Annotated in this window: 20 protein-coding genes; 3 read left to right on the top strand and 17 right to left on the bottom strand. The window is 60.6% G+C overall.

All coding sequences use genetic code 11. From position 1 onward, the window contains the following. Positions 1-10: 10 nt before the first annotated feature. The 10 genes from tatC to udp all read right to left on the bottom strand — a co-directional run bounded on the left by tatC (position 11) and on the right by udp (position 8,861). Positions 11-781 (bottom strand): Sec-independent protein translocase subunit TatC, encoded by a 771-nt coding sequence (gene tatC / locus WA302_RS22955; protein ID WP_004934456.1) that lies wholly within the window; start codon positions 779-781, stop codon positions 11-13. 3 nt (positions 782-784) lie between these two features. Next, positions 785-1,330 carry a Sec-independent protein translocase protein TatB gene (gene tatB / locus WA302_RS22950; protein ID WP_025304921.1) on the bottom strand — a complete coding sequence of 182 codons (546 nt, stop codon included), beginning with the start codon at positions 1,328-1,330 and terminating at the stop codon, positions 785-787. 3 nt (positions 1,331-1,333) lie between these two features. Continuing rightward, positions 1,334-1,597 (bottom strand): Sec-independent protein translocase subunit TatA, encoded by a 264-nt coding sequence (gene tatA, locus WA302_RS22945; RefSeq protein WP_004934452.1) that lies wholly within the window; start codon positions 1,595-1,597, stop codon positions 1,334-1,336. 80 nt (positions 1,598-1,677) lie between these two features. After that, on the bottom strand, positions 1,678-3,309 hold the full coding sequence (gene ubiB, locus WA302_RS22940; protein WP_025304920.1) for a ubiquinone biosynthesis regulatory protein kinase UbiB: 1,632 nt from the start codon (positions 3,307-3,309) through the stop codon (positions 1,678-1,680). Further along, positions 3,306-3,914 carry a ubiquinone biosynthesis protein UbiJ gene (ubiJ, locus tag WA302_RS22935; RefSeq protein WP_336064759.1) on the bottom strand — a complete coding sequence of 203 codons (609 nt, stop codon included), beginning with the start codon at positions 3,912-3,914 and terminating at the stop codon, positions 3,306-3,308. Before ubiJ ends, ubiB begins: the two co-directional genes overlap by 4 nt. Positions 3,915-3,927: 13 nt before the next feature. Next, positions 3,928-4,683, bottom strand: a complete 756-nt coding sequence (gene ubiE, locus WA302_RS22930; RefSeq protein ID WP_025304918.1) for a bifunctional demethylmenaquinone methyltransferase/2-methoxy-6-polyprenyl-1,4-benzoquinol methylase UbiE — start codon at positions 4,681-4,683, stop codon at positions 3,928-3,930. A gap of 78 nt (positions 4,684-4,761) precedes the next feature. Beyond that, on the bottom strand, positions 4,762-6,309 hold the full coding sequence (gene rmuC / locus WA302_RS22925; protein WP_049209369.1) for a DNA recombination protein RmuC: 1,548 nt from the start codon (positions 6,307-6,309) through the stop codon (positions 4,762-4,764). Positions 6,310-6,449: 140 nt separating this feature from the next. Beyond that, positions 6,450-6,980, bottom strand: coding sequence for a DedA family protein (locus WA302_RS22920; RefSeq protein ID WP_004934438.1), 531 nt, complete (start codon positions 6,978-6,980; stop codon positions 6,450-6,452). A gap of 79 nt (positions 6,981-7,059) precedes the next feature. Then, entirely contained in the window at positions 7,060-7,842 is a 783-nt protein-coding gene (locus WA302_RS22915) for a tyrosine-protein phosphatase (RefSeq protein ID WP_049209368.1), read from the bottom strand. 257 nt (positions 7,843-8,099) lie between these two features. Then, entirely contained in the window at positions 8,100-8,861 is a 762-nt protein-coding gene (udp, locus tag WA302_RS22910) for a uridine phosphorylase (protein ID WP_004934432.1), read from the bottom strand. A 489-nt stretch (positions 8,862-9,350) separates the two neighbouring features. Between udp and WA302_RS22905 the strand changes: the two genes are divergently transcribed. Further along, positions 9,351-10,178 (top strand): dienelactone hydrolase family protein, encoded by an 828-nt coding sequence (locus WA302_RS22905; RefSeq protein WP_336064758.1) that lies wholly within the window; start codon positions 9,351-9,353, stop codon positions 10,176-10,178. An 84-nt stretch (positions 10,179-10,262) separates the two neighbouring features. Here the strand turns inward: WA302_RS22905 and metE are convergent, their stop codons facing one another. Further along, positions 10,263-12,551: a 5-methyltetrahydropteroyltriglutamate--homocysteine S-methyltransferase gene (gene metE, locus WA302_RS22900; protein WP_197826794.1), complete on the bottom strand. Its 2,289-nt coding sequence runs from the start codon at positions 12,549-12,551 to the stop codon at positions 10,263-10,265. 90 nt (positions 12,552-12,641) lie between these two features. Here metE and metR point away from each other — a divergent pair, with 90 nt between their 5' ends. After that, positions 12,642-13,586: an HTH-type transcriptional regulator MetR gene (gene metR / locus WA302_RS22895; RefSeq protein ID WP_016929455.1), complete on the top strand. Its 945-nt coding sequence runs from the start codon at positions 12,642-12,644 to the stop codon at positions 13,584-13,586. A 15-nt stretch (positions 13,587-13,601) separates the two neighbouring features. Here metR and WA302_RS22890 read toward each other — a convergent pair whose 3' ends face one another. Continuing rightward, entirely contained in the window at positions 13,602-14,462 is an 861-nt protein-coding gene (locus WA302_RS22890) for a carboxylate/amino acid/amine transporter (protein WP_025304913.1), read from the bottom strand. 151 nt (positions 14,463-14,613) lie between these two features. Here WA302_RS22890 and WA302_RS22885 point away from each other — a divergent pair, with 151 nt between their 5' ends. Then, positions 14,614-14,943 carry a hypothetical protein gene (locus WA302_RS22885; RefSeq protein ID WP_025304912.1) on the top strand — a complete coding sequence of 110 codons (330 nt, stop codon included), beginning with the start codon at positions 14,614-14,616 and terminating at the stop codon, positions 14,941-14,943. Here the strand turns inward: WA302_RS22885 and WA302_RS22880 are convergent. The 5 genes from WA302_RS22880 to ugpA are packed head-to-tail and all read right to left on the bottom strand — an operon-like array spanning position 14,924 to position 19,483. Then, positions 14,924-15,880, bottom strand: a complete 957-nt coding sequence (locus tag WA302_RS22880) for an AEC family transporter (protein ID WP_025304911.1) — start codon at positions 15,878-15,880, stop codon at positions 14,924-14,926. The genes WA302_RS22885 and WA302_RS22880 overlap by 20 nt on opposite strands. 60 nt (positions 15,881-15,940) lie before the next feature. After that, positions 15,941-16,678, bottom strand: coding sequence for a glycerophosphodiester phosphodiesterase (gene ugpQ, locus WA302_RS22875; RefSeq protein WP_025304910.1), 738 nt, complete (start codon positions 16,676-16,678; stop codon positions 15,941-15,943). Further along, positions 16,678-17,748, bottom strand: coding sequence for a sn-glycerol-3-phosphate import ATP-binding protein UgpC (locus WA302_RS22870; RefSeq protein ID WP_197837311.1), 1,071 nt, complete (start codon positions 17,746-17,748; stop codon positions 16,678-16,680). The genes ugpQ and WA302_RS22870 overlap by 1 nt, the downstream gene beginning before the upstream one ends. 5 nt (positions 17,749-17,753) lie before the next feature. Further along, positions 17,754-18,599 (bottom strand): sn-glycerol-3-phosphate ABC transporter permease UgpE, encoded by an 846-nt coding sequence (ugpE, locus tag WA302_RS22865; protein ID WP_025304908.1) that lies wholly within the window; start codon positions 18,597-18,599, stop codon positions 17,754-17,756. Beyond that, entirely contained in the window at positions 18,596-19,483 is an 888-nt protein-coding gene (gene ugpA / locus WA302_RS22860) for a sn-glycerol-3-phosphate ABC transporter permease UgpA (RefSeq protein WP_015376293.1), read from the bottom strand. Before ugpA ends, ugpE begins: the two co-directional genes overlap by 4 nt. Positions 19,484-19,503 lie beyond the last annotated feature (20 nt).

Raw genomic sequence — 19,503 nt, 5'->3', positions numbered from 1 at the left:
TCAAGATGGATCAGGGGGCTGGGGGTTCGTCACCCTCGTCTTCTTCTTCCGCCTGTGGACGACGTTTTCCGGTATAGAAGCGAGCGAAGAACACCCCCACTTCAAACAGCAGATACATCGGTATCGCCAACAGGGTTTGCGAGAACACGTCCGGCGGCGTCAACAACATGCCGACCACAAACGCGCCAACCAACACATACGGCCGTTTCTTCTTCAGATCTTCCGGTGAGGTGACGCCACTCCAGCACAGCAGAATGATGGCGACCGGCACTTCGAAAGCGACGCCAAACGCCATAAACAGCGCCATGACGAAATCGAGGTAGTTTTTGATATCGGTCGCAATGGTCACCCCCATTGGCGCGGTCTTGGCGAAGAAACCGAAGGCCAGCGGGAACACAATGAAGTAGGCGAAAGCCATGCCGAGGTAGAACAACAGGCTGCTGGACACCAGCAGCGGCATCATCAGGCGGCGTTCATGCTTGTACAGCGCCGGCGCGATGAATGCCCACACCTGATACAGGATCATCGGCGCAGAGACGAACACCGAGACGATCATGGTCAGCTTGATCGGCGTAAAGAACGGCGACGCCACGTCGGTAGCGATCATGCTCGCCCCGGCCGGCAGCTGCTTGAGCAGCGGCGCAGAGACCAGCTGGTAGATGTCGTTGGCGAAAAACACCAGCACCACGAACACCGCCAGCACGCAAATAATCGAGTTAAGCAGCCGCTTGCGCAGCTCTATCAGGTGACTGATAAGGGGTTGGGTATCTTCAACAGCCATGTATTAACGATCGCCACTAGGTTGGTGAGACGCTGGGGTTTTATCCGCAACAGGTTCGACAGGAGCAGGCACGGTTTCCACCGGCGCTTTAGCCGGTTGCGCCGCCACGACGGCTTCAGGTTCCACTGCCGGTTTAGGCACCGCGGCAGGCGCGCTGGCGCTGGTTGCCGCTTCCGCCGGCGTCACGCCGTCGTGCAAAGCTTCCGGATCGATGGCCTGCGGGTTATGAATGGTGTTCGCCAGCTCTTCTTTCTCGCCCCGGTAGGTGCGTTTCAAAGATTCCGTCGCGTCTTTCAGCTCATCCATCGACGCCTTCAACTCCGGCGTCAGGTTCTGCAGGCCGGCCTGTTCGGCTTTTTTCAGGCTGTCCTGCAGCTCCTGCAGCTTCAGCTCCTGAGACAGTTCGTGCTGCACCGAGGCCGCCAGCGAGCGCAGCGCGCGGATCCAGCCCGATACCGTTCTGACCGCAACCGGCAAGCGTTCCGGCCCCAGAACAACCAGGCCGATCACCAGCACCAGCAGCAGCTCACTAAACCCAATGTCAAACACGGTTTATACCTGCTCTTTGTTCTTCGACTCTTCCGGTTTCACTTCCGGCTGCTTATCGGTAATAGGCTTGGCCGAGAAGTCAGCATCATCCAGGCTGCTTTTTTCAGCCGTATTGGGGGTCGACGGCGTATCGTCACCGATCGCTTTTTTGAAGCCCTTGATCGAGGCGCCGAGATCGGAGCCCAGCGTGCGCAGTTTTTTGGTACCGAACAGCAGCACCACGATCACTGCGATGATCAACAATTGCGTAATACTAATACCGCCCATTTTAATTACCTCTAATTTTAAAGGGTCTTTTAAAGCCAGCCCGCATTATAGAGCCGACTTTACCAGAGTAACGAATTAAATCAGGTGGTTCGCTTCCAGCCAATCACCCAGCATACGATGCCGGCGGCCATCATCCAGGCGGGAAACACCTCGATTTGCCCCAGCAGCAACAGCGTGCCGCTTACCAACAGTGTAGCGCCAACGCCGAACAAATAACGTGACTGCCCCTGACGAACCCGCTGAGCCTGCATCTGGTTGGTCAGCTTATCAACGCTTTGTTGCAACAGTTTATGCTGCTGCAGGCTGTCGTAAAACAGCTCGGGCAGTTCGGGCAGTTTCTCCGCCCAGAACGGCGCTTTCTCTTTCAACGCACGCACCACGGCGGGAATGCCGACCTGATCGCGCAGCCAGCTCTCGAGGAACGGCTTGGCGGTGGTCCACAGATCCAGCTGCGGGTAGAGCTGACGCCCCAGCCCTTCAACATACAGCAAGGTCTTCTGCAATAACACCAGCTGTGGCTGCACTTCCATATTGAAGCGGCGCGCGGTGTTAAACAGATTCAGCAGCACGTTGCCGAAGGAAATCTCCGCCAGCGGCTTCTCGAAAATCGGTTCGCACACGGTACGGATAGCAAATTCGAAATCTTCCACGTTGGTGTCACGCGGCACCCAACCGGAGTCGACGTGCAGTTCCGCCACCTTGCGGTAATCGCGGTTGAAGAAGGCGATGAAGTTTTCCGCCAGATAGCGTTTGTCATCCTTGTTCAACGAACCCACGATGCCGCAGTCGATGCCGATGTAGCAGGGATCTTCCGGATGTTCGTAGCTGACGAAAATATTACCGGGATGCATGTCCGCATGGAAGAAGCTGTCGCGGAAGACCTGGGTAAAGAACACCTGAACGCCACGTTCCGCCAACAGTTTCATGTTGGTGCCCTGCTGCTCCAGCGTGGCGATGTCCGAGACCGGAATGCCGTAGATACGCTCCATCACCAACACGCTTTCGCGGCAGTAGTCGGAGTAGACTTCAGGCACGTACAGCATCGGGCTGCCGTCGAAATTGCGACGCAGCTGAATGGCGTTGGCCGCTTCACGCAGCAGATTCAATTCGTCCAGCAGGGTTTTCTCGTACTCGCGTACCACTTCGCGCGGACGCAGGCGGCGGCCGTCCGGCAACAGCTTCGGCACCCAACCGGCCAGCCGGTACATCAAGCGCACATCGGCTTTGATAATCGGCCCGATATCCGGTCGGATCACCTTCAGCACCACTTCCTGGCCGGTGGTTTTCAACCGCGCGGTATGCACCTGCGCGATCGAGGCAGAGGCCAGCGGTTGCTGATCGAAGTCGTCGAACCAGGCTTCCAGCGGGCCGCCCATCGCCAGCTCGATATGCTTGCGCGCCAGCGCACCGTCGAAAGGCGCCACCCGATCCTGCAGCAGCGTCAGCTGATCGGCAATGTGCGGCGGGAACAGATCGCGGCGGGTCGACATCATCTGGCCGAACTTGATCCAGACCGGCCCCAATTCCTGCAGCGCCAGCCGCAGACGTTCGCCCAGCGGTTTGTCCTTGTGCCGATTAGGCATCCAGAACAGCAGCCGGCGGCCGAAGCGCAGCGGCAGCGTCAAACGCATTGTCGGGATCAGCTCGTCCAGCCCATAGCTGAGAAAAACGCGGACGATAAAATACAAACGACGCAGTTCGCCTGGGGTCATCGCTTGCCCTCCAACTTATCCATGCGGGCAATCAGCGCTTCCGCGCTGCGGGCGAGCGCATCCACTTCTTCATTGAACCACACCACTTCCAGCGGCCCCGGCGCCAGACGCCACTCTTCAGTCAGCGCCTCAGCCATGTCTTGCTGCCGACGCATCAATCCGGCCTTGAGTAACGAAGCGCCTTTGCCCAGCGCCTGCGTAATGCCCTGAGCGGCGATATCGCCGATATAAGGTGCCAGCCATTCCGCCGGATCCCACTCCGCCAGATCGAGCAGGCCAACCAGCTGTTGCACCACCTGAATATCGCCTTCCACCGTTAATTCGCCGCTGCGCATCAGCACTGGCAACTGCTGGCGATCGCGCAGCTTCAGTAAGGCGGGAATGCGGCTGCGCACGGTGCAATCGGCACTGTCTTCAGACTGCCCCAGCACGTCCACACGCAGTTCGCTGAACACCAGCACCAGCGGTGAAGCCAACTCTTCCAGTTCGATGCGCAGCACCTTGCCCGCCAGGCGTTGGCGAGCGGCTTTCATGCTGCGATCGCGAAACAGCAGGTTATTCAGCGAGGTTTCCAGCGCACCGGTCAGCAGAGGGGTAAACAGCATCGGCATCTCCCTCTCAGAACTTGAAGCCGCGATGCAGGGCGACAATCCCACCGGTCAGGTTGAAATAGGTGACGTTTTCAAAACCGGCGTTGCCCATCATGCCTTTCAGGGTTTCCTGATCGGGGTGCATACGGATCGATTCCGCCAGGTAACGGTAACTGTCCGGATCTTTCACCACCAGCTCGCCGATCTTCGGCAACACATGGAAGGAGTAGGCATCATAAGCCTTGCTCAGCGGAGCCAGCAGCGGCTTGGAGAATTCCAGCACCAACAGGCGCCCGCCCGGCTTCAGCACGCGGAACATCGAGCGCAGCGCTTTGTCTTTGTCGGTCACGTTACGCAGGCCAAAGGAGATGGTGATGCAATCGAAGTAGTTATCTGGGAACGGCAACGCCTCGGCGTTGGCCTGCACGTAATTGATATTGCCGACGATGCCGCGATCGCGCAGCTTCTCCCGCCCCATCTTCAGCATCGAATCGTTGATGTCCGCCAGCACCACCTGCCCCTGCTCGCCGACCATGCGGGAGAACTTGGCCGCCAGGTCGCCGGTACCGCCGGCCAGATCCAGCACGCGCTGCCCACGGCGCACGCCGCTGCAGTCAATGGTGAAACGCTTCCAGATACGGTGGATGCCGAACGACATCAGGTCGTTCATCACGTCATACTTTGCCGCTACCGAATGAAAAACGTCCGCCACCATGGCCTGTTTTTCGTCTCTAGCGACGGTGCGAAAACCGAAATCGGTGGTTTCCTGCGGTTGATCTGCCATTGTCCTGCCTGCTATTCAGTCAATTTTGTGTTGATGAGTGTACCAGAAGCCTGGGGAATACCCCACCTCGCCACGGCCTCAGCCGTGCGAAACGAAGCCCGGCTCCCCGGCGGTATCGTCATCGTCTTTCGTCTGCGGCAGCGCGGCGACATCATCGTCGTTCGCCTCTTCCGCGTCATCGTGTTGCGCGCCGGCTTGCTGCGCCAGCAGCGGGTTGATCGGCCGTTTGACCTCAACCCCAAGCGCGCGGAAACCTTCAATTTGGCCGATAAGATTACCACGGCCTTCGCTCAGTTTGTTCATCGCCTGACGATAACTGCCCTGCGCCTTGTCCAGGCTCTGCCCCAGCGCGGACATATCGTCCACGAACAGCCGCATCTTGTCATACAGTTTCGCCGCGCGATCGGCGATGCGCTGGGCATTTTGGCTCTGATGCTCATAACGCCACAGGTTGGTGATGGTACGCAGCGCCACCAGCAGCGTGGTCGGGCTGACCAGCATGATGTTGTGCTTGAGCGCTTCGCTGATCAACTCCGGCTCGCGATCGATAGCCAGCAGGAAGGCGGGCTCGACCGGAATGAACATCAGCACATAGTCCAGCGAGCGCAGCCCCGGCAGTTGCTGATAGTCCTTGCGGCCCAGCATGCGGATGTGGCCGCGCAGCGAGGCGATATGTTCGCTCAGCGCCGCCTCGCGCTCCGCCTCATCCTCGCCGTTGAAATAGCGCTCGTAGGCGATCAGCGACATCTTGGCGTCGATCACCACATCCTTGCCCTGCGGCAGGCGTACGATCACATCGGGCTGCATGCGGCTCTGGTGATCCACCCGCACGTTGACCTGCGTTTCATACTCATGCCCTTCGCGCAGGCCAGAGGCTTCCAGCACCCGGCTCAGCACCACCTCGCCCCAGTTGCCCTGCGTTTTGTTGTCGCCTTTCAGCGCCTTGGTGAGGTTGATCGCCTCGCGCGCCATCTGCGCGTTCAACTGCTGCAGATTGCGTATCTCGTGCGTCAGCGTGTGGCGCTCCCGCGCCTCCTGGCCAAAGCTGTCCTGAACCTGGCGGCGGAAACCGTCCAGCTGTTCGCGCAGCGGCAGCAGTAAACGATCCAGGCTTTGCTTATTTTGCTCGTCCACCTTGCGGCCGCTGTGTTCAAAAATGCGATTGGCGAGATTTTCAAACTGGGTGGTGAGGCGCTGTTCGCTGTTGATCAGCAGGCGTTGCTTCTCCTCCGCCGCCATACGCGTCTCTTCCAGACGGATGGTGACTTCGCGCAGCTCGGCCTCCTGCGCGCTGTTAACCTCGCGCTGGGCGCGCAGCTCCTGATTGAGCAGTTCGCATTCGTTGCGCCAATGGTTGAGCTGTTGCAGCTTCTCATGTCCGGCTGCCAGCTGGCTGTGCAGATTGCGCAGCTCCAGCTCGCTCTGGCGCAACTGCTGCTCATGACGCTGCAGGGTATCCTGCCGCACGGCCGTTTCCTGCTGCGCCTGCTGCAACGCTTGCTCCAGCAACCGCAGTTCGGTTTCATGTTGCGCATTCGTCTGCTGCACCCGCAGACTGGCGATCAGCCACCCCAACAGCATGCCGATCGCGACGCCGCCAATCCCATAAATCAGACTGGTATCCACCCTGCCTCCTGTTGCACCTTGCCGTTCCGGCGTTTCGCACGCCCATTGCCCGTCACGTTAAGGGGAGGCTGTATGGATGTCCAGCCTGATTTTGCCCGCCGCGCACAATATTGCGCGGCGCTACGCAATTTAGCGAGAAATCAGCCCAGCCACTGGCTGAGCCACTTGATGCCGAATGCCCCCGGCGCCAGAATGCCGAACGCCCAGATCATCGCCGACGTGACGTTGGCCAGTTGGAAATAGCGCTGCGGCATGCCGCAAATGCCGCCCACCAGCGGCACCACGGCGCGCAGCGGGCCGAAAAAGCGGCCGATGAAAATGCCCAGCACGCCCCAGCGCTCAAAGAAGGCATGGCCGCGCGCCAGCAGCTGCGGATTGCGCGACAGTGGCCACATATGGGCCACGCGATCCTGATAGTGATAGCCGATCCAGTAAGAGAGCCAGTCGCCGAAAAACGCCCCGGCGGCGGCGGCGGCCCAAATCGGCCAAAAGGCGATGCCGCTTTCGCCGATCAGCGCGCCCAGCGCCAGCAGGATCACCGTGGCCGGCAGCAGCAGCGACAAAAACGCCAGCGACTCACCGAACGCCAGGAAGAAGATGATGGGAATGGCCCAGCCTTCGTGCTGACGCACGACGTCGCTGACCCAGTTGATAACGTCATTGAGGCTCAATGCAGGGCTCCTGATACGCGATGGTTCGCCGCCTAGGATAAGCCGGGGCGAGTTAAACCCCGGCTAAACACGCGGTAATTTACTCGAGGTAAAACGCCTGCAGCGCTTCGCGCTGGGCCGCGCCCAGGCCGTATTCCGCTTCCAGCCAGCGGTCAGTGGAGCCGTATTGCTGACGGATGCAGCCCAGCGCCGTCATCAGGAACTCCTCGCGCGCGCTGAGCACGTAGGCGAATTGCTCCAGCGCCGCCGCATTCAGCTTGATAGACAGCTGATCCAGCATCTGCTCGCGGAAAGTGGCCAGCGTGGTTTCAGTCAGCAGATAGTCTTCCAGCACCGTCGCTTCGTCGGCGCCCAGCGCGAACAGCACCAGCGCCGAACCGACGCCAGTGCGATCCTTGCCGACCGCGCAGTGCTGCACGATCGCGCCGCCGCCAGGGTTGCTCAACAGCTGCGCCAGCCGCTGATAGGCCGCATTGCCGAACGGCAGGCGGCGATACAGCTCCAGCATGAACGCCCGGGCGTCGAAAGCGGCCAGCGTTTCGTTGGTGAGCTTTTCCAGGTTGGCGTTAACTTCGCTGCTCAGCGGGTTAGCCGGCACGTGGTGATAGTCGGCGCCATTCCACAGAATATCCGGTTTGGCCTGCACCTCGTCGGCATCGCGGTAGTCCAGCACGGAACGTACCGGCACTCCAGCGAGGAAAGTACAGTCGTTTTCCGTCAGCCGCTCGAGAGAACCGGAGCGGAACAGCAGGCCGCGTTTGATGCGGCGCCCGTCGGCCACGCCGTTGCCACCGAAGTCGCGGAAATTGATGCCACCGTCGAGCGGCGCAAGCGAAGGATGAAGCAGGATCTGGGCGGTCATAAACGTCCTCGTTGTTTTTGTTATGACAACGCGCGGCAGCCATCGGCGCAGCGCTGAGGAGTATCACCGTAACAGATTCGCCGCGAATGGAAAAACGGGCCGCGTCAGCGGCCCGTTCAGTTCGTTGACAAAGGAGGAAAAAACGCGGTTTTTCCTCCTTTGTGGTCATCAGCCGAAAATCAATGAATTGATTTTCCCTGTTTGTTATCCGCAGCTCTTTGCAAACCCGGCAATGGCATGAGGTTGAGGGAAGGTGATTACAGCAGACGGCGGGCGGCATCCACCACGATCTGCACCGCTTTGCTTTCCGTGTTTTTCATGGTTTCGGCGTTCGGGATCTCTTGCTGGGTGCGGTTAACGATCACCCCAGCCACCATGCCGGCGCGCAGGCCCTGGCTGGCGCACATGGTCAGCAGCGTGGCGGATTCCATTTCATAGTTCATCACGCCCATCGCCTGCCACTCTTCCATCGAGCCTTTAAAACGGCTGACCACGCGGCCGGAGTAGGTGTCGTAACGTTCCTGGCCCGGGTAGAAAGTATCGGAAGAGGCGGTCACGCCAATGTGGGTGGTCGCGCCGCTGGCTTTGGCCGCTTCCACCAGCGCGGTGGTGCAGGCGAAGTCCGCGACCGCCGGAAACTCCATCGGCGCAAAGTGCAGGCTGGCACCGTCGAGGCGTACCGCCGCCGTAGTCACCAGCACGTCACCGACGTTGATATTGGCCTGAATGGCGCCGGTGGTGCCGATGCGCAGGAAGGTGCGAATGCCCAGCTGCGCCAGCTCTTCCACCGCGATAGAGGTAGACGGGCCGCCGATACCGGTGGAGCAGACGATCACCGCCTTGCCGTCCAGCTCTGCGCGCCAGGTGGTGAATTCACGATGGGAGGCCAGATGCACCGGATTTTCCATCAGCTTGGCAATCTTCTCTACGCGCTGCGGATCGCCCGGCACGATGGCAAGCTGGGCCCCTTGTAAATCGTTCTTGGTGAGGCCGAGATGAAAAACATCAGACTGAGACATACGAGACTCCTCATGGATCATGTTTATTGGGAGGAACAAAAAAGCACTCTACTGAAAATCGCCGCTTAATTTCGTGACGATAGTCACTATGAAAAGAGAAACAAATCACATGCTACATATTTTTTGTGATTTTTATCACGAAAAAAATCACTATGACGCATCCAGAACGCACCGCTAAATCTCAGTCTAGCCGACAAACCTTGCCGCTCCCTGCCCGTTGGTTGCCGACTGAAACTATTTAGCTCATCAATTCGAAATACCCCCATCTTATCGGTTGCTTAGGGACAAAAAAGCCCTCTAACGCACCTTATGGCACTTACGTGGGCCAAAACGCGTAATAACATGATAAAAAGCGCTTAAAAATGCCGCAAAGCCAGATAATTAGCCGTTTTTTATCGACTTGTCCGAAAGTGCGCCACGCAGCGCCAATAATGGGTAATCTTTCCTATAGTTAATCTCAGCGCTTTTTTCTATTGCACGGAGACCGCAATGAAAACCGAACATGTGATGACATTAGAACAGGCTCAGGGGGGATTCGCCCCGGCCGCCGCGCCGTTGGCCGCCTCCGCGATTATCACCGACGAACAGGGCATTCACGCCGGGCAAACGACCATCCCTTCTCAGGGCGACGCGCTGCCGGCCTATGTCGCCAAACCCGCCGACCATAACGGCCCCTTCCCCATCGTGCTGGTGGTACAGGAAATCTTCGGCGTCCATGAGCACATTCAGGATCTGTGCCGTCGCCTGGCCAAGCAGGGCTATCTGGCAATCGCGCCCGAGCTCTATTTCCGTCAGGGCGACGCCAACGACTACACCGATATCGGCGAACTGTTCCAGCAGTTGGTGACCAAGGTGCCGGATCGTCAGGTGCTGTCGGATCTGGATCACGCCGCGCACTGGGCTATCCGCCACGGCGGCGACGCCGGCAAGCTGGCGATCACCGGTTTCTGCTGGGGCGGCCGCATTGCCTGGCTGTACGCGGCGCACAACCCGCAGTTGAAGGCGGCGGTCGCCTGGTACGGCAAACTGGTCGGCGAGAAAACGCTGAATTCACCGAAGCATCCGGTCGATGTCGCCACCCACCTGTTAACGCCGGTGCTGGGGCTGTATGGCGGGCAGGACAGCGGCATTCCGCTGGAGACGGTGGAAACCATGCGTCAGGCGATCCGCGCCGCCAACGCCGAGGCCGAAATCGTGGTATATCCTGGCGTCGGGCACGCATTCAACGCCGACTATCGCCCCAGCTACAACGCCGAAGCGGCGGAGGACGGCTGGCAGCGCATGCTGGCGTGGTTCGCCCAGCACGGCGTCAAATAATTTCCCGCGCATAAAAAAGGGCGCCGAAGCGCCCAATCATCACACCAGTAAATCTATAAGCGGCGGTTTACCCGCCGCACGGCATCACGCGTGCTCGCGTAGGCGCTGCGCCGCCAATACCATGTTGGCCAGCGACTGCCGGGTTTCCGGCCAGCCACGGGTTTTCAGGCCGCAATCCGGATTGACCCACAGACGTTCCGCCGGGATGTTCTGCGCCGCTTTACGCAGCAACGCTTCAATCCATTCCACGCTCGGCACGTTCGGCGAGTGGATATCGTAGACACCCGGCCCGATTTCGTTCGGGTATTCGAACTCTTTGAAGGCTTCCAGCAGATCCATATCGGAACGCGAGGTCTCGATAGTGATCACATCGGCGTCCAGCGCGGCGATGGAGTCCATGATGTCGTTGAACTCGCAGTAACACATGTGGGTGTGGATCTGGGTGTCATCCTGCGCCACGGCGGCATTCAGTTTGAAGGCGTCCACCGCCCAATTCAGGTAGGCGGCCCAGTCGGATTGGCGCAGCGGCAGCCCCTCGCGCAGCGCAGGCTCGTCGATCTGGATGATGCCGATACCGGCTTTTTCCAGATCTTCCACCTCGTCGCGCAGCGCCAGCGCAATCTGCTTGGCGATCACTTCGCGGGTCACGTCTTCACGCGGGAACGACCAGCACAGGATGGTCACCGGCCCGGTCAACATGCCTTTTACCGGCTTGTCGGTCAGCGACTGGGCGAATTTGGCCCATTCGACGGTGATGGCTTCCGGGCGGCTGACGTCACCGATGATGACCGGCGGCTTCACGCAGCGGGAGCCGTAGCTCTGCACCCAGCCATTCTGGGTAAACACGAAGCCGTCCAGGTTCTCGCCGAAATATTCCACCATGTCATTGCGCTCGGCTTCACCGTGCACCAGTACGTCAAGCCCGAGGCGCTCCTGCTCGACGATCGCCTGTTTGATGTGCTCACCGATGCTGGTGCGGTAGTTGTTGCCGTCCAAACGGCCCTGTTTGAAGTCCAGACGCAGGCCGCGGATCTCGGTGGTCTGCGGGAACGAACCGATGGTGGTGGTCGGCCAGGCCGGCAGGTTGAAACGCTCGCGCTGCGTCCTGGCGCGCTCGGCGTAAGCGCTGTGGCGTTCGCTGTCCTGCGCGGTGATCGCGGCCAGCCGGCGCTCAACCTGTGGGTTATGCACGCGGCTCGACTGACGGCGGGCGCGGATCGGCGCGCTGTAGGCGTCCAGTTCAGCCTGTTTCGTCGTGTCAGGCGCGTTCAGCGCCGAGCTTAATAGCGCCAGCTCGGCGCATTTTTGCAGCGCGAAGGCGAACCAGCTTTTCACTTCTTCGTCCAGACGGCTTTCCACGCTCAGGTCGATCGGACTGTGCAGCAGTGAACAGGAGGAGCCAATCCACAGCGGGCGGGTGCCCACCAGCGGCTGCAGACGTTCAAACCAGCGGCTCAGATCGGCGCGCCAAACGTTGCGGCCGTTGATCACCCCCAGCGACAGCAGCCAGTCTTGCGGCAATGCAGTGCTCAGCGTGGCGATATCGTCATGACCGGCGACCAGATCGACATGCAGCCCCTGCACCGGCAGCGTGCGAATGGTGTCGAGGTTGTGGCCTACGCTGTCGAAATACGTGGTCAACAGCAGCTTCACCTGCCCCTGCAGCGCGTCGTAAGCCGGTTTGAACGCGTCCAGCCAGGCTTGCGGCAGCTCCAGCACCAGCGCAGGCTCGTCAATTTGCACCCACTCGACGCCGCGCTTCGCCAGCTCGGCCAGCACCTGCTGGTAAACCGGCAGGATCTCTTTCAGCAGCGACAGGCGGTCGAACGGCTCGCCCTTCACTTTCCCTAACCACAGATAAGTCACCGGGCCAAGCAGCACCGGCTTGATGCGATGGCCGAGCGCCAGCGCTTCATCCACTTCGTCCAACAGCTGAGTCCAGCCCAGTTTGAACTGCTGGCCTTGCTGGAATTCGGGCACCATGTAGTGATAGTTGGTGTTAAACCATTTGGTCATTTCCGCCGCGGCCGCCGGCTCGCCGGTCGGTGCGCGGCCACGGCCGATGCGGAACAGCGTGTCCAGATCAATAGAGCCATCCGCATTCTGATGGCGCGCCGGCACGTTGCCCAGCAGCAGGCTGGTGGTCAACACATGATCGTACCAGGCGAAATCGCCGACCGGCACCAAATCCACCCCGGCCTGCTGTTGCTGTTGCCAATGACGAGCGCGCAGCTCGCGGCCAACCGCCAACAGCTCTTCCTGCGTTGAGTTGCCGGCCCAGTAGCTTTCCTGAGCTTTTTTCAGCTCACGTCGTAGCCCAACGCGAGGAAAACCCAGTGTGTGATTCAAAATTGCCATCGTCATATTCCCCATTTAGCCGTCCAGATGTTTACACATCCATAATCAGCAGGTACTGTATTAACCACAAGCGCAATTTATTCACTGTCAATGTGAAGGACTCTCATGATCGAACTGAAACATTTACGGACGCTGCAGGCCCTGCGCAACAGCGGTTCGCTGGCGGGGGCGGCGGCCCAACTTCACCAGACGCAGTCTGCCCTGTCGCACCAGTTCAGCGATCTTGAACAACGTCTGGGCTTCAAGCTGTTCGTGCGCAAGAGCCAGCCCTTGCGCTTCACCGCCCAGGGCGAGATCCTGCTGCAGCTGGCGGAGCAGGTCCTCCCGCAGATCCAACAGGCGCTGCAGGCCTGCCACGAGCCGCATCAGACCACGCTGCGCATCGCCATCGAATGCCACAGCTGCATTCAGTGGCTGACGCCGGCGCTGGACAACTTCCGCCAGCGTTTCCCGCAGGTGGTGATGGACTTCACCTCCGGCGTCACTTTCGATCCGCAGCCGGCCCTGCAACAGGGCGAGCTGGATCTGGTGATGACGTCGGATATTCTGCCGCGCAGCGGCCTGCACTATTCGCCGATGTTCGATTTCGAGGTGCGTCTGGTGCTGGCGCCGGATCATCCGCTCGCCGGCAAGCCGCACATCGAGCCGGAAGACTTGAGCGATGAAACACTGTTGATTTACCCGGTGCAGCGCCAACGGCTGGATATCTGGCGGCATTTCCTGCAGCCGGCGGGCGTCAACCCGGCATTGAAGAACGTCGATAACACGCTGCTGCTGATCCAGATGGTATCGGCGCGGATGGGGATTGCGGCGCTGCCGCATTGGGTGGTGGAGAGTTTCGAACGGCAGGGGCTGGTGGTGACCAAAACCCTGGGTGACGGCCTGTGGAGCCGCCTGTACGCCGCCGTGCGCGACGGTGAACAGCGCCAGGCGGTGACCGAAGCCTTTATCCGCTCGGCCCGCCAGCACGCCTGCGATCATCTGCCGTTCGTGCGCGACGCCGCACGCCCTGGCGCGACCGGCGCCAAAGCGTTGGCGGCCGGCGTATAAACTGCCGGCCCCCGTTTAGCCGAGCTGCTTCGGCGCCACCCAGCGTCGATGCACCCACAGTGAAGCGACGATCACCGCCCCGCCGATGATAAAGCTCGGCCAGTGCGGCTGCTGCTGCCAGATGGCCAGGTTGACCAGCAGCCCGGCCGGCACATGCATGTTGTTCATGATGCCGAGCGTGCCGGCATCGACCTGCGTCGCGCCATAGTTCCACATGAAGTAACCCAGTCCCGACGCCACCACGCCCAGCCAGATCAGCACGCCCCACTGCAGGTTGGTGGTTGGCAGCTGCTGCGGGTTACCCCACAGGAACCAGGCCACCACCGCCACCACCGCCGCCCCCAGGTAGAACCAGGAAAAGGCGGTGTGCTGCGGCAAGGGGTGCACTTCCATCAGGCGCTTATAGCCGACCATGCCGATGGCGAAGCTGATATTCGCCGCCTGCACCAACAGCAGCCCCCACCAGAAGTGTTCACTCAGTTGGTGATAGCGAATGATCGCCGCGCCCAGCACCGCCAGCAGCGCGCTGAAGACGTAGCCCCAACGCAGGCGTCGGCCGCTCAGCAAGTCGTAGATCAACGTGATATACAACGGCGTCAACACGGTGAACAGCAGGAATTCGGGTACCGTCAGGTAGAGATAGGCGCGGAAGCTGAACAGGTACATGATGCCCAGTTGGAAGGCCCCCACCAGCATATACAGCAGGATCACCTTGAGTTTGATGTTGCGCCAACGCAGAAACGGCAGAAACACCAGCGCCGCCAGCCCGATGCGCACCAGCGCCGAGAATCCGCTGTCGACGTGGCCCGCCAGGTACTCGCCAATCAGGCTGAAAGAAAATGCCCACAGAATGGTGGTTATAACCAAAAGCAGCACGATGGGTTCACCCTAAAAAGACCGAAAGGGCGATTGTAACGGAAGATGGACGCCTAAGGGGATGAAAGGCAGTTTACATCTGAACAAAAGACAAACTACCGGCAAAATTTCACCGCTGGGTTAGGCTTAATAAAAAGGCGAGGTAACCATCATGAAAACGTCTCACATTCTGTTCGCTCTGCTGTTGCTGCCTGGGTTGGCGGCGGCGGCCAACGGCGTAACCGACCTGCGCTCACAGCAGCAGTTACTCAACCAAAACAACCAGCAAGCGCAGCAACAGCGCTTGTTGAACAACCGGCAGATGGATCAACGCCGCCTGCAGCAGCAGCGACAGTTCGACAATCAGCGGCAACAGCTGATGCAAACCACGCCGAACGGCGGGCAGTTGCTGCCTAACGGCAACCAGCCGCGCGATCCGTTCAATCGCACCGCACCGGCGGTGCCGCAGGCGCCGATGCCGGCTACGCCCGCACGCCCATAACGGTGAGGATCAGCGGCGTGGTGATCGCCGCCAGCACGGTGGACATCACCAGGCTGGTGGCGGCCGGGCCGGTGAGCGTATTGAACTGGCGCGACATCAGGTAGACGTTCACCCCCACCGCCATCGATCCAAGTAGCACAACAACGCGGGTTTCCATCGGCGGCAGATCCATCATCCAGGCCAGCAGCCAAATCACTAGCGGCTGCACCAGCAACTTCAGCACGCAGATGGCGCTGCTCAGCTGCCAGCCTTCGCTGATGCGGTACTCGGCAAGCCCCATGCCAAGCACCACCAGCGACAGCGGCGCCGCCACCTGGCCGAGCATGCTGACCGGTCGATCGACGAAGTCCGGCAGCGGCAAGCCGGTCAGGCTAAACAGCGTGCCGGACAAAATGCCGACGATCAGCGGGTTGGTCAGCACGCTGCGCGCGGTTTTAGCGAAACCGCTCAACGTCGGCGAGCCGTTGCGCGCCCATTCGATCGACACCGTCACCAGCGTCCACAGGATCAGGCCGTTGAACACCAGCACCAGCGCCACCGACGGGATCGCCGCCTGCCCCAGCATTACGCTGGCGATAGGTAAACCGAGCATCACGTTATTGGAGAAAATACCGCCTAACGCAAACACCGATCCGGCGACGCCATCCAACCGGAAGAGGTGCCGGGCGACCAGGCGGCCAAGCACAAATACGATCAGGCAGCTGCCAAAGAACGCGATCAGCAGCCGGGCGTCGACCGCCGGGCGCTGCGAGAAGTCGCACATCATGCGAAACAGCATGGCGGGCAAGGCGAGGGAAAACACGAAGCGCGTCAGGCCATCGGTGATGCTGGAGGGCCATTTCCCCCAGCGAATCAGCCCATAACCCAATGCGATCAGGACGAACAGCGGTAAAGACAGCACGATCTGGTGCCACAGTGACAGGATAAAGCCAGGCATCGCATTCCTTCCGGTGGTGCGGCGGCAAGGCTTGTCGTCGCGGGATTCATCGGCGCCGGATTAAAAAGCCGGGCCAATCAAATCTATCCGGTCGGTGCAAATGCAGTCAACGCCCCAGTCGAGCAGCAGGCGCGCGCGATCCGGTTGGTTGACGGTATACACCAAAATACGCAGCCCGGCGTCTTTCAACGCTTTCACCCGCTCGGCGGTCAGCGCTTTGTGGTCGATATGCAGCGAGACGCAGTCCAAGCGTTCGGTCAGCTCGCGCCAGTTGTCGTCCCAGGCCTCCAGCAGCAAGCCGCGCGGCAAATCCGGCACGGTGCGCTGCGCCGCCGCCAGCGCTTCTACCGAGAAGGAAGAAAGCAGCGGATCGGTCTGCCCTTGCCACAGCAACCGCGCCGCCAGCGCCACCACCCGGCCGGTTTCATCGTCGCTGCCGGTGGTCGGTTTGATCTCGATATTGGCCATCAGGCCGTGTTCCCGGCAGCGTTCCGCCACCTCCGACAGCAGCGGCAACCGCTCGCCCTTGAAGGCCGAGCTGTACCAGTTGCCGGCGTCCAGCTGCACCAGTTTGTCCCACGGCAGCTCGCCCGCCACGCCCCAACCGTTGCTGGTGCGATCCAGCGTGTCGTCGTGCAGCAGGAAAATTTGCCCGTCCTGCGCCAGCTTGGCGTCGAACTCGATCATCTTGTGGCCGTGGCGCGCGCCGACGTCGATCGCCGCCAGGGTATTTTCCGGCGCCAGAGAACCGCCGCCGCGGTGGGCAACGATATGAGGGTAAGGCCAGGGTCTTGTCATCAATCCATCCGTAATCCGCTATGGGTGTCAAAGAAGTGCAGCGCCTGAGCAGGCAGCTGCAAATATAGCGTACTGCCCGCCGTCGGCAAGGTTTCATGCGACAGCCGCGCGATCACCCCGTGACCGCCCCACTGGCCGTGCGCCAGATTGTCGGCTCCCAGCAGTTCCAGCGTCTGCAGCTGCAGCGGCACGCCCTGGCCTTGCGCCACCAATTGAATATGCTCCGGCCGAATACCCAGCGTCAACGGCCGCCCCGCCCACTGCGGCTTGGCCGCCGGCAACGGCAGCGTCATGCCGTCCGCCAACAGCAGCTGGCCGCCGTCGGCGCTCAGGGTGCCGGGCAGCAGGTTCATCGCCGGCGAGCCGATAAAGCCGGCGACGAACAGCGAAGCCGGCCGTTGGTACACTTCACTCGGGGTGCCGATCTGCTCTGCCACGCCCTTATTCATCACGATCACCCGCTGCGCCAGCGTCATCGCCTCCACCTGGTCGTGAGTCACGTACAGGCTGGTGGTTTTCAGACGGCGGTGCAGCTGTTGCAGCTCCAGGCGCATCTGCACCCGCAGCTTGGCGTCCAGGTTGGACAGCGGCTCATCGAACAGGAATACCGCCGGTTCGCGCACGATGGCGCGCCCCATCGCCACCCGCTGGCGCTGGCCGCCGGAAAGTTCGCGCGGTTTGCGCTTGAGCAGCGGCTCCAGCTCCAGGATGCGCGCCGCTTCCTCCACCCGCTGGCGGATATGCTCCTTGCCTAAACCGCGGATCTTGAGGCCGTAAGCCATGTTGTCGTACACGCTCATGTGCGGATAGAGCGCGTAGTTCTGGAACACCATCGCGATGCCGCGATCCTTGGGCTCCAGATCGGTCACGCGCCGGGTATCGATATAGATATCGCCGCTGGTAGTGCGCTCCAGCCCGGCCACCATACGCAGCAGCGTAGATTTGCCGCAGCCGGACGGGCCGACCATCACAATAAATTCACCGTCCGCCACGTCGAGGTCAATCTGTTTGATCACCGGCGTTTTACCGTCGTAAGACTTGGTGACCGCCTGTAGTTTTAATCCTGCCATCGTCGTTATTTCTCGCTATCAACCAGACCGCGCACAAACCAGCGCTGCATCAGAAGCACCACCGCCAGCGGTGGCAATAAAGTTAGAATCATCGCCGCCATCACCTGGTTCCACTGGGTCGGCGCGCCGGAAGTGGAGATCATGCTCTTGATGCCCGCCACCGCGGTGCCCATCGAAGCGTCGCTGGTGATCAGGATCGGCCACAGATATTGGTTCCAACCGTAGATAAAGGTGATGACAAACAGCGCCGCCAGATTGGTTTTCGACAGCGGCAGCACGATGTCCCAGAAGAAACGCATCGGCCCGGCGCCGTCGATGCGCGCCGCCTCCAGCAGCTCATCCGGCAGCGTCATGAAGAACTGGCGCAGCAGGAAGGTAGCGGTGGCCGAGGCCATCAGCGGCAGCGTCAGGCCGGTATAGCTGTCCAGCAGGTTGAGGTTGGAGATCACCTCCACCGTCGGGAAAATGCGCACTTCCACCGGCAACATCAGGGTGAGGAAAATCAGCCAGAAAAACAGGCTGCGCAGCGGGAAACGGAAATACACGATGGCGTAAGCCGACAGTACCGACACCGCGATTTTGCCGCAGGTGATCGCCAACGCCATGATCACGCTGTTGAGCAGCAGCAGCGAGAACGGCACCTTGAGGTTGCCCACGCCGCCCTGCCAGATATTGCGAATGTTCTCCCACAGGTGGCCGCCGGGCACCAGCGTCATCGGCACCTGAAACACCTGTTTGTCATCCAGCGTGGCGGCGACAAAGGCCACGTACAGCGGGAACAGCACCACCAGCACGCCGATAACCAGCATCACATGGCTGAAGATGTCCAGCCCGCGTCGATTCTCAATCATTGATAGCGCACCTTACGTTCAACGAAGCGGAACTGGATCACCGTCAGGCCGATCACCAACAGCATCAGGATCACCGACTGTGCGGCGGAGCTGGAGAGGTCCAGCCCGGCGAAGCCTTCGCGGTAGATCTTGTAGATCAACGTGGTGGTGGACTGCACCGGCCCGCCGCCGGTGGCGGCGTCGATCACCGGGAAGGTATCGAAGAAGGCGTACACCAGATTGACCACCAGCAGGAAGAAGCTCACCGGCGCGATCAGCGGCAGCACCAGATGGAAGAAGCGCCGCACCGGGCCGGCGCCGTCGATGGCTGCCGCTTCCACCAGCGAACGCGGGATAGACTGCAGCGCCGCGAGGAAAAACAGGAAGTTATAGCTTATCTGCTGCCATACCGAGGCCAGCACCACCAGGAACATCGCCTGGCCGCTGTTTTGCGCATGGTTCCAGTTATAGCCCAGCCCGTTGAGGAAATGGGTGATCAACCCCAGGCCGGGGTTGAACAGAAAGATCCACAATACCGCCGCCACCGCCGGCGCCACCGCGTAGGGCAGGATCATCAGCGTGCGATAGAGGCGGCTGCCGCGCAGCACGTAGTCCACCAGCGCGGCGAAGAACAGCGAAACCGCCAGCCCGATGCCCGCCACCAGGAAGCTGAAGATCAGCGTGGTGTAGAACGAGTCGAGGTAGTAAGGATCCTGGAACAGCTGTTTAAAGTTATCCAGCCCGACAAACTGGCTGGAGAGGCCGAACGGATCGAGGCTCTGCACCGAATACCACAGCGCTTCGCCGGCGGGCCATAAAAAGAAGACGGCGGTAATCAGCAGCTGCGGCAGCACCAACGCATAGGGCAACCAGCTGCAGCCGAAACCGGGACGGGAAGATGACATAGCAGTTAAACCATTGATCG

Source organism: Serratia sp. 201, from assembly GCF_037027545.1.
GTDB lineage: Bacteria > Pseudomonadota > Gammaproteobacteria > Enterobacterales > Enterobacteriaceae > Serratia > Serratia bockelmannii.
Note: the sequence above shows the minus strand (reverse complement) of the source record. Positions and strands in the feature narration are given on the sequence as shown.